At 56.2% G+C, this 11,871-nt stretch carries 10 protein-coding genes; 4 read left to right on the forward strand and 6 right to left on the reverse strand.

What is annotated here, in order from left to right; all coding sequences use genetic code 11:
* Positions 1-4: 4 nt before the first annotated feature.
* Positions 5-2,518: a PAS domain-containing protein gene (locus AC2D8O_RS05330; protein WP_484677760.1), complete on the reverse strand. Its 2,514-nt coding sequence runs from the start codon at positions 2,516-2,518 to the stop codon at positions 5-7.
* Between the two features lie 338 nt (positions 2,519-2,856).
* The gene (rsmA, locus tag AC2D8O_RS05335; RefSeq protein WP_484677761.1) at positions 2,857-3,633 is read right to left on the reverse strand and encodes a 16S rRNA (adenine(1518)-N(6)/adenine(1519)-N(6))-dimethyltransferase RsmA; all 777 of its coding nucleotides are present in this window, start codon (positions 3,631-3,633) and stop codon (positions 2,857-2,859) included.
* 85 nt (positions 3,634-3,718) lie between these two features.
* Between rsmA and AC2D8O_RS05340 the strand changes: the two genes are divergently transcribed.
* The gene (locus AC2D8O_RS05340) at positions 3,719-5,167 is read left to right on the forward strand and encodes a leucyl aminopeptidase family protein (RefSeq protein WP_484677762.1); all 1,449 of its coding nucleotides are present in this window, start codon (positions 3,719-3,721) and stop codon (positions 5,165-5,167) included.
* A gap of 44 nt (positions 5,168-5,211) precedes the next feature.
* The gene (pdxA, locus tag AC2D8O_RS05345; RefSeq protein ID WP_484677763.1) at positions 5,212-6,303 is read left to right on the forward strand and encodes a 4-hydroxythreonine-4-phosphate dehydrogenase PdxA; all 1,092 of its coding nucleotides are present in this window, start codon (positions 5,212-5,214) and stop codon (positions 6,301-6,303) included.
* Positions 6,304-6,418: 115 nt separating this feature from the next.
* Here the strand turns inward: pdxA and AC2D8O_RS05350 are convergent, their stop codons facing one another.
* The 4 genes from AC2D8O_RS05350 to AC2D8O_RS05365 form a co-directional block, all read right to left on the reverse strand.
* The gene (locus AC2D8O_RS05350; RefSeq protein WP_484677764.1) at positions 6,419-8,569 is read right to left on the reverse strand and encodes a prolyl oligopeptidase family serine peptidase; all 2,151 of its coding nucleotides are present in this window, start codon (positions 8,567-8,569) and stop codon (positions 6,419-6,421) included.
* A gap of 104 nt (positions 8,570-8,673) precedes the next feature.
* Positions 8,674-9,696, reverse strand: a complete 1,023-nt coding sequence (locus AC2D8O_RS05355) for a radical SAM/SPASM domain-containing protein (RefSeq protein WP_484677765.1) — start codon at positions 9,694-9,696, stop codon at positions 8,674-8,676.
* Positions 9,693-10,229, reverse strand: coding sequence for an RsmD family RNA methyltransferase (locus AC2D8O_RS05360; protein ID WP_484677766.1), 537 nt, complete (start codon positions 10,227-10,229; stop codon positions 9,693-9,695). Before AC2D8O_RS05360 ends, AC2D8O_RS05355 begins: the two co-directional genes overlap by 4 nt.
* Complete coding sequence (locus tag AC2D8O_RS05365) at positions 10,226-11,098, reverse strand: DUF3822 family protein (protein ID WP_484677767.1); 873 nt, start codon at positions 11,096-11,098, stop codon at positions 10,226-10,228. The genes AC2D8O_RS05360 and AC2D8O_RS05365 overlap by 4 nt, the downstream gene beginning before the upstream one ends.
* A 159-nt stretch (positions 11,099-11,257) precedes the next feature.
* Here AC2D8O_RS05365 and rplU point away from each other — a divergent pair, with 159 nt between their 5' ends.
* Both rplU and rpmA read left to right on the forward strand, forming a co-directional pair.
* On the forward strand, positions 11,258-11,569 hold the full coding sequence (gene rplU / locus AC2D8O_RS05370; protein ID WP_484677768.1) for a 50S ribosomal protein L21: 312 nt from the start codon (positions 11,258-11,260) through the stop codon (positions 11,567-11,569).
* Positions 11,570-11,584: 15 nt separating this feature from the next.
* On the forward strand, positions 11,585-11,854 hold the full coding sequence (rpmA, locus tag AC2D8O_RS05375; RefSeq protein ID WP_484677769.1) for a 50S ribosomal protein L27: 270 nt from the start codon (positions 11,585-11,587) through the stop codon (positions 11,852-11,854).
* Positions 11,855-11,871: the final 17 nt, after the last annotated feature.

Consider the following 11,871-nt stretch of genomic DNA (forward strand, 5'->3'; position numbering starts at 1 on the left):
AGTATTATTTTTTGTTACGGGCAGTAGCAACCTTTCTTTCAGCGCCGTTGGCTGCATCCATGCTGCGTTTCAGCGTTTCCAGCTCGGTGACGTTACGTGCAACTGCGGCCGCGCCCAGGATGGTTCCGTCGGTATGGCGAACAGGGAAGTAGCTGGTTTCAAAGTAAAAATCGAGGCTTTCCATGACATAATGAAGCGGCTCGATGAAGCTTTCGCCAGAGAGGGCACGGTCGTAAAGTCCTTTGTAGTAGTCGTGCTGTTCGGCGGGGAGCAGCTCGTAAACTGACATGCCGTAGGCCACTTCGCGGCCAATCTGACGGTAATTGGTGCGTACTACTTCGTTTACCATCTGCACGCGATAGTCGGTGTCGATGTAGACGATGGTGTCGGTGCTGCTGTTCAGGAAAGCAGAGAGCATCTGGAACTGGCGGTTGGCCTCGCGCTCCAGCTGCTTGCGATAGGAGATATCGCGCACTACCGCCTGAATGACGGTCTTCTCGCCCATGCTGATGAGCCCCAGCTGTACCTCTGCTTCAAACTCCTTGTGTGTGGTGTAATGCCAGTGGAGCCACTCAAACTGTTCTTTCCCGTTCGACATGGCCTGTTGAATGCGCATCATGGCAGCATCGCCCGATGACATGCCATCGGCCTGGTGCTCGGGCGAGAGGTGCACAGGTGTGAGTGTGCACATGGTGGCTACATCGGGTACACCAAAGAGTTTGAGAGCGGCGGTGTTGCAGTCGATAATAGCGGGGCCATCGATTATAAGGATGGCATCGAGAGAGCCTTCGAAGAGCGCGCGACTCTGTTTCAATGCATCGGCAAGCTGCTGCTGTGCACGTCGCATTTCTTCCTGCGTGGCTTCCAGCTCTTCCAGGTTCTGGCGCAACTCCTCCTGCTGGGCTTCCATTTCCTCATGCGCCTGCTTCAGGGCTATCTCCTGTTCTTTGCGCAGAGTGATGTCTCGGGTAAAGAGGGAGAAGGCAATGACTTTGCCATTGGCATCTCGGATAGGGTTGTAGGAGACATCGAAGAAAGTATGAACCCCGAGTGTATATGAATCAACCTCCAGGTTGAACTGCTCGCCTGACAAGGCACGGTTCCAGAGCACCTTGAAGGTATCGACTTCATTTGGGGGTACGATTTCGAGCAGCGACATACCCTGCCGCATTTCTATACCGGCGGAGCCGTATTCGCGAGTGGCAACATTGTTGAAATAGATGATCCGGTATTCCGAATCGATCACCATGATGGTGTCGGAAGTGGAGTTGATGATGCCGTTCAGCCTGGCTTCATTTTCCATGACAGCCAATTGCGCACGGCGCATTTCTTCCTGAGTGGCTTCCAGTTCTTCGAGGTTCTGGCGCAGCTCCTCCTGTTGGGCCTCCATTTCCTCGTGGGCCTGTCGCAATGCCTGCTCCTGCTCCTTACGAACGGTGATGTCGCGGGTGAAGAGGGAGAAGGCGGTTACGCGGCCCTGCGCATCGCGAATCGGGTTGTAGGTAACGTCGAAGTATTGGTGGCCACCAAACGACTTGGAGTCTACCTCCATGGTGAACTGTTCACCGGCAAGGGCTCGGTCCCAAAGGGCCTTAAAAGTTGGCAGTTCGTCCTGCGGCACAAAGTCAGGCAAGGGGGTGCCGTGCTTGAGTTCAACGCCCATGGCGCCATATGCCTTAATGGCCACGTCGTTGAAGAAAATGATCCGGTACCGGTGGTCGATTACCAGAATCATGTCGGTGGTAGAGTTCAGGATCCCCTGCAGCTGCGCCTCACTGTTTGCGATGGCCTGCTGTACACGGCGCATCTCCTCCTGTGTGGCTTCCAATTCTTCCATGTTCTGGCGCATCTCTTCTTCCTGCGCCATCAGGGCCTCTCGCTGGGCCTGTGCTTCCTGATACAGTTCCTGTATTCTTACTTGACTGCGTACGCTGGAGAGACTGGCGGCCAGACTTTCCGAGAGTGTGCGCAGCAGTTCGAGGTGTTGCGGTTCGAGGCTGCGGATGGCCGCAACTTCCAAGACGCCCTCTACGGTACTGTTATACAATAGGGGTTGCACCAGCAGTACCCGTGCTTCGATACGTGCCAGACTGGACTGTGTATGGGCCTTGAACTCGCTGTTGCCATCGAAGTAAAGCGTTTGCCCTGACAGCATGGCCTGGCCTGTAAGGCCTTCGCCCTCCATGATGGTGTCGATGGCATCGGCAGGGCAGGCATAACCACCTACCCGCTTGAGCAGGCGCTGGCCACTGTGATTGGTTTCGGCAATGTAGAGTGCTGCCTGCAGGCCATTAAGGTAGGGTACCAACTCCAGTAGCAGGGTGTCTGCCCAGGACTCCAGGGTGTGTTCCACTTTCCAGCGCATGAGCTCCGAGAAACGTGCCAGACTGGCATCGACAAACCGTTTCTGTTCCAGCTCGTGTTTGTTGCGGCTCAACTCCTCGATAGTACGTTGGAGTTGCTGAACATCGGCAGTATCAGGTGATGCAACAGACTGCTGGATTGGCGGTGTTTCCATTGTGGGAGGAGTTCAGTTATCAGGTGTGCTGGGCCAAAATAACGGCTTGTATCTGATACACTTAGCGGGTATTCTGAAAATACGCCTTTTGCGCAGTCCTTCAGGGCGGCGGGGTTTCGTCTGGCCCGTAGTGCCGCCTGCAAAAAGGCGTAGGCCAAGTTGTTTCTGCCGCGGCAAGATTGCCAGTAAAAATCGGTAAAAGCCCTTAGGGAATGCTTGTGAACGGCACATTCCAATCAGCCGAACGGCTGAAAATGAAGCAAATTGCCAGTTGGGTTTTTGGGGATGAACCAGCGTTAAGGAGGCGTCTGACTCATACCCCGAATAGGGTAGTCGGTTCAGGCGCCGAAATGCTGGGCCAGCGCCACAAAGTCGGTCAGCGTAAGTTGCTCGGCACGCTTGTCGGCGTAGGCTTCAGGAGCCTCACCCAATGACTTGAGGGCATTGCGCAGCGTTTTGCGCCGCTGCCCAAAGGCCGTTTTGACTACTGTGGCAAAACGGGCGAATTTGAGGCCCAGTGCAGGGCTTTCGGTTCGCCGTTCCAGCGAGATGACCGCACTCTGCACCTTTGGTGGTGGCCGGAAAACGCCGGGCGGAACGGTAAACTCGTATTTGATGTGGAAGTAGGCCCCGAGCAGAACGGAGAGGATACCATAGTCTTTGCCGCCGGGCTGTGCAGCCAATCGCAGGGCCACCTCGCGCTGAATCATACAGATAGCCCGGCGGCAATATTGCCGCTGTTCGATAAGCCGGAAGAAGATGGGCGAGGAGATGTTGTAGGGCAGGTTGCCTACTACCACGAAGGGTTGGGCGGGAAATTCATACTGGAGAATGTCGGCATGCACGATTTCCAGATGAGGGGCTAAGCCCCCCATCTGCTGCCACTCGCGGAGGAAGCCAATGGACTCGGTGTCAAAGTCGACAGCAAGCGTACGATGATTGGTATCGGTGAGGTACTTGGTAAGTACTCCCTGGCCGGGGCCTATCTCCAGCACTGTCTCGCCGGGGATTGGCTGCACCAGTCCCACGATTTTCCGGGCGATGTTTTCATCGGCCAGGAAGTGCTGTCCCAGGTGTTTCTTGGGCCGGAGTGGGGTGGGGGAATCGGCAGCCATAGGCGGGTTTCCGGGCGTTTTTGTGCATTTTTGCCCGGCCTGTGTGTTACAGGTTGCAAACCTACGCTAAATCGTCACGAATCGCATGAACGTAACAGTCGCCCGCCAACTGGATGCCGCCATACCGGTGGCCGTATTTGTGGCTGAAGGAGCCGAGGCCGCCATCACCCAGGCGTTGCCAGATGCCCTGCGAAGCCAGTTTCCGCTGTTGGCCGAATATGCCAAGGCAGATGAGACGGCACTGTTTCATACGCCAGGCGCCTCTGTGTGGTATTATGGCGTAGGCAACGCCAGCAAGCTGGCCGCCGAGAAGCTGCGCAAGGTAATGCATGGGGTTGTGGGCCGTGCCAATGGCCTGAAGCAGACACGTGTGCAGGTGCTGCTGACGGGCATGGGTTCGTCGGAACTGCTGCTTTCGGCTGTGGCAGAGGTGGCAGTACTCTCCAACTACCAGTTCCTGCCCTACAAGACCAAGGACACCGACAAGCAGCGCAACAAGCTGATGGAAGTGGCCATCGTGACGGATGTGCCCAATGCTGAGGCCATAGTAAGCCGTGCCGTGCAGACGGCCAAGGCGGCATGTGTAGCCCGTGACCTGGTAAACGAACCCCCGAACGTACTGACCCCTACCGAGTTGGCTGATCGTGCCGTGGCTTATGGCAAGGAGTATGGCTTTTCGGTAGAGGTATTCAACAAAGCAAAGATCGAGAGCCTGAAAATGGGTGGCCTGCTGGCCGTGAACCGTGGCAGCCAAGGCGAACCCCGTTTCTCTATTCTGGAGTGGAAGCCCGCTGACGCCCGCAACAGCAAGCCTGTGGTGCTGGTAGGCAAGGGCATCACCTTCGATACGGGCGGCCTGAGCCTGAAGCCAACGCCCGGCAGCATGGACAGCATGAAGAGCGACATGGCTGGCGCCGCCGCAGTGGTGGGCACGTTCATTTCGCTGGCGGCGAACAAGGTGCCCGTGCACGTGATTGGTCTGATTCCAAGCACCGACAACCGCCCCGGGGAGGATGCCTACACACCAAACGACGTCATCACGATGTACGACGGCAGCACGGTGGAAGTGCTGAACACAGATGCCGAAGGCCGTATGATTCTGGCCGACGCGCTGGCCTTTGCCAAGCAGTATGAGCCCCTGCTGGTGATAGACCTCGCGACTCTGACGGGGGCTGCCGTTGTTGCGGTAGGCACCCAGGCAACTGCCTTCTACAACACAGCGGATGAAAAACTGGGCCAACACATGCTGGCTACCGGTTTTGCTACACACGAGCGGCTGGTACAGATGCCGCTATGGGACGAGTATGGCGATCTGCTGAAGAGCGACATCGCCGATATGAAGAACATTGGCGGGCGCTATGCCGGCTCCATCACGGCGGCCAAGTTTCTGGAGCGTTTCACGGCCTATCCGTGGATGCACCTGGACATCGCAGGCCCGGCGTATCTGGATGGCGCTGACAGCTACCGTGGCAAGAATGGCACCGGTGTGGGCGTGCGGCTGTTGACCGAGTTTCTGCGTACGCTGCCCGTCTGAGGCGGCCCCACTGTTCCTCTCACTCACCTCAACTCTGATACTCCATGAAAGACGGCAAATTTGTAGTTGGCATCACAATGGGCGACCCGAACGGGATTGGCCCGGAGCTGGCGCTGAAGCTCTTCAGCGACGCCCGCATGTTCCGGACCTGCATACCCGTGGTATATGGCAGCGCCAAAGTGTTGGGCCAGTATAAAGAGCTGTATGGCATGGAGGAGCCAGTGTTGCAGACCCTGAAGCAGGCACAGCATGGCAACGACCGCAAGCTCAGCATCATTGAGACCTCACCGTGGCTGGAAGCGGCCACTCCCGGGGCGCCCAGTGAAGAGGGTGGCAAAGCCGCCTACGAGGCGTTGGAACGTGCCGTGCGCGACCTGAAAGCCGGTGAGATAGACGCCCTGCTGACGCTACCGATTGATAAAGCGACCATTCAGAGTGATGTCTTCAAGTTTGTGGGCCACACCGAGTATCTGGCACAGCAGGCCAGCGCACAGGATGTGCTGATGCTGATGGTGCACGACCACCTGCGTGTGGCAGTGGCGACTACCCACATACCTGTGGGCCAGGTGCCCAAGGCGCTTTCGGCCAATACCATTGCCAACAAGCTGAAGCTGATGGCTGCTTCCATCCGGCTTGACTTTGGTGTGGCCAAACCCAAGCTGGCAGTATTAGGCCTCAACCCCCATGCAGGCGACAACGGTGTCATCGGCACAGAGGACCGCGACATTGTGGTGCCTGGAATTGACAAAGCCCGCAACGAAGGCCTGCTGGCGTACGGCCCTTATCCGGCTGATGGCTTCTTTGCGATGGGCAACTGGCGCAAGTTCGATGGCATTCTCGCCATGTATCACGACCAAGGCCTGGTACCCTTCAAAACGCTGGCCGAGGGCTATGGAGTGAACTTCACTGCAGGTCTGCCGTTCATTCGTACGAGCCCCGATCATGGTACAGCCTACGACATTGCAGGCAAAAACCTGGCCGATGTGACCAGCACCCGGAATGCCCTGTATGTAGCCGTAGATACTGTGCGAATGCGTACTGAAAACCGTGATTTGCTACAGAACGCCCTGAAGCCAGCCCCTCTACCCGACTTCATGCGGAACGAAGTAGACGAGGTGCTGGGCGACGAAGCCTGATTGTATCAGAACAAACAAAAAGGGGCTTTGCCCCTTTTTTCATGCCTGTAAAATGGCAGCGGCATCCTTATAGGGATGCCGCCTGACCAATCATACCAACCTCTCTCTGCTTCTTTTAGAACGTGGGTTCGAAGCCCATGTTATACCAAGTGAAGGCGAAAATATCTGCACTTGTTTCGATATTCTTTTTGGTGTTGCTGGCACCGTGCCCGCTCTGTGTGTCGATGCGGATCAAAGTGGGATTTGGGCAGTTCTGGCATTCCTGTAGGCGTGCGGCAAACTTGAAAGAGTGCGCAGGTACTACACGGTCGTCGTGGTCGGCTGTGGTGACAAGTGTAGCCGGATAGCAGGTGCCGGGCTTCAGGTTGTGGTACGGCGAGTAGGCGTACAGATACTTGAAGCCGTCGGTGCTGTCAGAGCTGCCGTAGTCGGCAATCCAGTTCCAGCCGATGGTGAACTTGTGGAAGCGCAGCATGTCCATTACGCCTACTCCGGGCAGGGCCACGCGGGCCAGTTCGGGACGTTGGGTCATGAAGGCGCCTACCAGCAGGCCACCGTTGCTGCGGCCTTCAACGGCAAGGTGTGCACTGTCGGTATACTTCTGGGAGATGAGCCACTCAGCTGCGGCAATGAAGTCGTCGAACACATTCTGTTTCTTGTCCTTCATGCCCTGCTGGTGCCAGGCTTCGCCGTATTCGCCGCCGCCACGCAGGCAGGCTACTGCGTATACACCGCCCTGTTCCAGCCAGGCTATGCGCAGGGCGTTGAACGAGGGGTTCATGCTGATGTTGAATCCGCCATAGCCATAAAGAATGGTTGGGTTCTGGCCGTTTAGCTCCAGTCCTTTCTTGTAGATGATGAACATGGGCACACTTGTGCCATCCTTGCTCTTGTAGAAGACCTGTTTGGTCTCGAACTGCTTGGGGTCGAACTTCAGTTCGGGCTGGCGGAAGAGTTCACTCTTCTTGCTGGCGATGTCGTACTTGTAAATAGTGCCCGGTGTGGTATAGTCTGTGTAGGTGTAGAACACCACCTTCTCGTCTTCATGGCCACCAAAGCCACCCACAGTGCCAAGGCCAGGCAGGTCTACGTTGTTTTCCAACTGGCCCGCGGCTGAGTAAACAGCCACCTGGTGCACCACATCTTTCATGTAGGTGATGAAGAGCTTGCCGCCGACCCAGCTGGCATTGTCCATCACTTTGTCTTTGCTTTCAGCTACAAGGGTTTTCCAGGCCGCCTCCTGGGGCATGGCGGGGTCTACCAGCACTACCTTGCCGTTTGGGGCATTGCGGTTGGTAAACATGATGAGCTTGTCACCGAGGTTGCCCAGCACGCCGTACTGATAGTCAAAGTCTTGTATGACAGGGGTAAAGCTCTGCTGGTTCTTAGCGAGGTTGCGTACCCAGATGGCGTTGCCATCCTTGCCACGCCCACGGTCTGAGATGTTGAGGATCAGGTAACGCTCGTCTTCCGTAACATCCACGATGTGGAAACGCTCGGGGTTGGCTTTGTCTTCATACACCAGCACATCCTGTTCCTGAGGGGTGCCCAGCTTATGGTAAAACACCTGATGGTTTTCGTTTTTACCGCTCAGTGCCAGTTTTTCATCTTTTGGGGCAGGGTAGCGGCTGTAGAAAAAGCCGTCGTTGTACCAGCTTAGGCCCGATACTTTCACCCACTTCACGCGGTCGGTCATTTCTTTGCGGCCATCCAGCTGCATGACACGAATCTCCTGCCAGTCGGAGCCGCCTTCAGACAGACCGTAGGCGATATACTGCGCCCCTTTAGAGGGAACGAACATTGTCATGCGGGTTGTGCCGTCAGCAGAGAGCTTGTTGGGGTCCAGCACAAGTTCGGGCTGGCCGTCGAGGCCCTTCTGCACATACATGACAGACTGATTCTGCAGGCCATCGTTCTTGCCGAAGAAATAGAACTCGCCCTCGCGGAAAGGGGCGCCAATTTTGGGGTAGTTGTATAGTGCTTCCAGCCGCTGGCGCAGGGCCTCGCGGTACTTGATCTGATCCAGATAGGCGAAAGTCACCTTGTTCTGCTCGGTTACCCAGGCTTTTACATCGCTGGCGGTGTCAGCTTCCAGCCAGTGGTAGGGGTCTGCAACGGCGGTGCCGTGGTAGGTGTCGGTGTGCTCTATTTTGCGTGTCACAGGATATTGTACAGCGGCCTGTTGTGTTCCGTTGCCACATCCAGCAGCGGCAAAAGTACCAGCTGCTGCTACGCTGAGCAGCCATTTTTTTCCAAGGTGAATCATCGGAGAAACCTGTCTGTTTGGTTTCTCCGAAATTAAGGGTCTCGGATAGGAATGCAAGTTTTTTAACAACCCATGCCCAAAAAGGGGCTGTGGCGCAGGTTGGGTCAGCCTTCCCAGGCTGAGAGGCCTTCTGAGCAGTTGCGGCAGATATCGATGTTTCGGCGGCCCTTCAGAATCTGTCTGCGGAAGGTGTTATACGGCCTACTTCGCCAGATGGCTCTGATATCATGGGCTGGGAATTGCCCCATAACATATTGCGCGTCTTTGTCGAAACAGCAGGGCAGAACTTTGCCGTCCCAGGTCAGCTCGGTACCCTGCCACAGCTTCCAGCAGTGGTTGGGCAGTTGACTGTTAATCTGCCATTGACCTTTGGCATCCTGCCGGTAACGGCTGTATTGCGATAGCGTGGGAATGAGTGCGGCTCCTGGGCCGTTGTGGTCGTATACCTGGGCGGTTTTGATGGATACACGGTCTACCCCCAGCTCCCTGCCAAGCTTGCGCACGGCATCTATTTCGTGCTGGTTGTGCCGGAAGACAATGAACTGTAGGTCAATCAGGGGTGTCAGTGATTTCAATTGCCGTTTCCACTTCACAATGTTGCGCACGCCCGACAGCACCTTCTCGATGTCTCCCTCGATTCGGTATTGCGCGTAAGTTTCCTGAGTAGCGCCGTCCAGCGAAACAATCAGATGCGAGAGTCCGCTTTCCACGGTGCGTCGGGCGGTGTCGTCGTCGAGAAAGTGGGCGTTGGTGCTTGTCTGTACATACATATTGCGCTGTGCCGCTTCAGATACCAGATCCAGAAAGTGGGGGTTCAGGAAGGGCTCGCCTTGAAAGTACATTACCAGAAAGGTGGTGTCGGGTGCGATTTCGTCTATCAGCTGGGAAAACAGCCCAGGCAACAAACGACCAGTTGGCCGCGTGAAGCTTCGCAGGCCACTGGGGCACTGTGGGCAGCGCAGGTTGCAGGCGGTGGTGGGTTCTATGCCTATGCTTATCGGCATACCCCAATGCACGAGTCGGCCGGTAGCTCTACTTATATAATAGGAGACCAATACCAGCAGGTAGTTCCACAGGCGGCGCAGGGTCAGGGCCCGGAGTAGTATGCGCAGTTCCTGTGTCATCATGTGGTGGGCTCGAAAAAAGAAAAGGCTACCAGGCTGTAAGCGCGTGTGTCTACACAACCGGGCACGTGGGTGTAATTTTCAGATGCGGGGTGCTCCAGCACGATAACGCCTTCTGAGGCCACCCACCCCGCTGATGCGCGTGTTACCAGCTCCAGTTTGTTTGGCAGGGCATAAGGCGGGTCGAAGAAGAGCAGGTCAAACGAGCGGGGTGGCTGCTGGAGATATCGGAAGATGTCGGCCTGCACCACTTCCAGTTGGGGCAGGGGGAAGCTGGCGGCCAGGTCGCGGAGCCAGCGTGCTACCTTGGGGTGCTGGTCTACAGCAACGACCTTGGTGGCGCCACGGCTGATGCATTCAGCGGCTATGGCCCCAGAGCCAGCAAAACCATCCAGAACGTTGGCATTTTCCAGCGGATAGCGATGGGCCAGAATATTGAAGAGGGCCTCACGCGCGCGGTCGGTGGTGGGGCGAAACGGCAGGCCCGTTGGGGGCTCGATGCGCCGCCCGCGAAATTCTCCTCCAATTATCCTCATGCCTGACGGAAGAGCAGGTGGGCAAACTCGCTGTGAGAATAGCCCGCTGAGGCGAAAGCGGCCTGTTGAGGGAAGTGAGTAGTGACGTCGGTGTAGCCGGGCAGGTGGGTCTGCAACAGAGTGCGGGTAGCAGTCTGATGACTGGCACGACCCAGAACGAAGACTGCCGTTTTATTTGGTGTCAGCCCGAGTGTCTGCAGGGTAGAGGTTGCGTAGTAAAGAACGTCTTCGGCAGTTTCGGTTTCGTAGTCGTTGGCCAACAACAGGCCTGCCGGACCAAAAGCCAGTAGAATTGAGCGTTCGGCAACCAGCGCAATGCAGAGGGAGGCCTCTTTACCCAAGGCGGCATGAATGCGGTTGGCTTCCAGCAGATAGGGGGTAACGCCATGCTTCAGGACATACCGCTTGAAGTAGAACTGAAGGCGTTTGACGTAAAACTGCGTCAGGGCGTAAACGTTATTGATGCCGAGTGGGCGGATGAGATCGCGGTAGAAAGCGTCGTCGGTGTCTGAGACGGTGTGCTCGGTGGCAAGATACTTGCTCTCTGAACCATTGGGTGCGTATTCAGAAGGGACGAGCATCCAGCGGCGGGTGAGGGTATAGATTTCGACAGAGGAATAGCGCTGCTTCAGGGCTTCGTCTTCAAAGCATACTTTATCGAAGAGCTCGTATACCGGTATCCCTGTCGGGTTCTGATATTCGCGCAGCAGCATTACCTCATGTATGTCGTTAAGGACAGCAAATTGAATGGCCTCGCCCGCAATGGCCAGCACGAGGCGGTAAGAGGCACTGCTGCGGAGGTCGTAGACCTTGCTGAGGTATTGGGCCGTTGTTTGGCCAGACGTTGCCGGGGTGTTCGCGAGAGCCATGTGCAGGGAAGCGGGCCGAAAGTTCCGCTTGGGCGACAGGACGAATCTACGTAATCTTGCTTTCTGGACGACAGGAAGGCCAGTACCAGAAACTTTCTGAAAAAAGTTTGTCTCGGTTACAGGCACTTTATATCTTTGCGTCCTTCATTTGGAAAAAAGATGTTTGCCATAGTCGACATAGCTGGGCAGCAGTTCAAGGTGACGCAGGATCAGTACCTGTACGTACACCGTCTGCCGCACGAAGTTGGTACCACCGTAGAGCTGGAGCAGGTATTGCTTACGAGCAGCGATAAGGGTACCAAGGTAGGCGCGCCCACCGTGGCCGGCGCCAAGATTAGCGCCAAAGTTGTTGAGCACCTGAAGGACGACAAAGTCCTCGTGTTCAAGAAAAAGCGCCGCAAAGGCTACAAGAAGTCTATTGGCCACCGCCAATACCTGACCAAGATTCAAATCGAAAAACTCACCTTCTAAAGCTTCCGCTTCGTCATGGCACACAAGAAAGGCGCAGGTAGCTCCAAGAACGGCCGCGAATCAGAAAGTAAACGTCTCGGCGTTAAGCTGTTCGGCGGTCAGCTGGCTATTGCCGGTAACATCATCGTTCGCCAGCGTGGTACCAAGTTCCACCCCGGCAAAAACGTAGGCATTGGTAAGGATCACACCCTGTTTGCCCTGTCTGACGGCACGGTAGCCTTCAGCGAGAGCAAAACCAACGGCCGCAAGTACGTACACGTAGAGCCTCTGGTCTACGAGGCCTAAGACTTACATACGGATGA

This window comes from Pontibacter sp. T17, assembly GCF_057219875.1.

Bases quoted from the DNA above. Each gene is read 5' to 3' on its own strand.
- AC2D8O_RS05330 (WP_484677760.1), bottom strand. From the start codon at position 2,518: ATGGAAACACCGCCAATCCAGCAGTCTGTTGCATCACCTGATACTGCC.
- rsmA (WP_484677761.1), bottom strand. From the start codon at position 3,633: ATGGCTGCCGATTCCCCCACCCCACTCCGGCCCAAGAAACACCTGGGA.
- AC2D8O_RS05340 (WP_484677762.1), top strand. From the start codon at position 3,719: ATGAACGTAACAGTCGCCCGCCAACTGGATGCCGCCATACCGGTGGCC.
- pdxA (WP_484677763.1), top strand. From the start codon at position 5,212: ATGAAAGACGGCAAATTTGTAGTTGGCATCACAATGGGCGACCCGAAC.
- AC2D8O_RS05350 (WP_484677764.1), bottom strand. From the start codon at position 8,569: ATGATTCACCTTGGAAAAAAATGGCTGCTCAGCGTAGCAGCAGCTGGT.
- AC2D8O_RS05355 (WP_484677765.1), bottom strand. From the start codon at position 9,696: ATGATGACACAGGAACTGCGCATACTACTCCGGGCCCTGACCCTGCGC.
- AC2D8O_RS05360 (WP_484677766.1), bottom strand. From the start codon at position 10,229: ATGAGGATAATTGGAGGAGAATTTCGCGGGCGGCGCATCGAGCCCCCA.
- AC2D8O_RS05365 (WP_484677767.1), bottom strand. From the start codon at position 11,098: ATGGCTCTCGCGAACACCCCGGCAACGTCTGGCCAAACAACGGCCCAA.
- rplU (WP_484677768.1), top strand. From the start codon at position 11,258: ATGTTTGCCATAGTCGACATAGCTGGGCAGCAGTTCAAGGTGACGCAG.
- rpmA (WP_484677769.1), top strand. From the start codon at position 11,585: ATGGCACACAAGAAAGGCGCAGGTAGCTCCAAGAACGGCCGCGAATCA.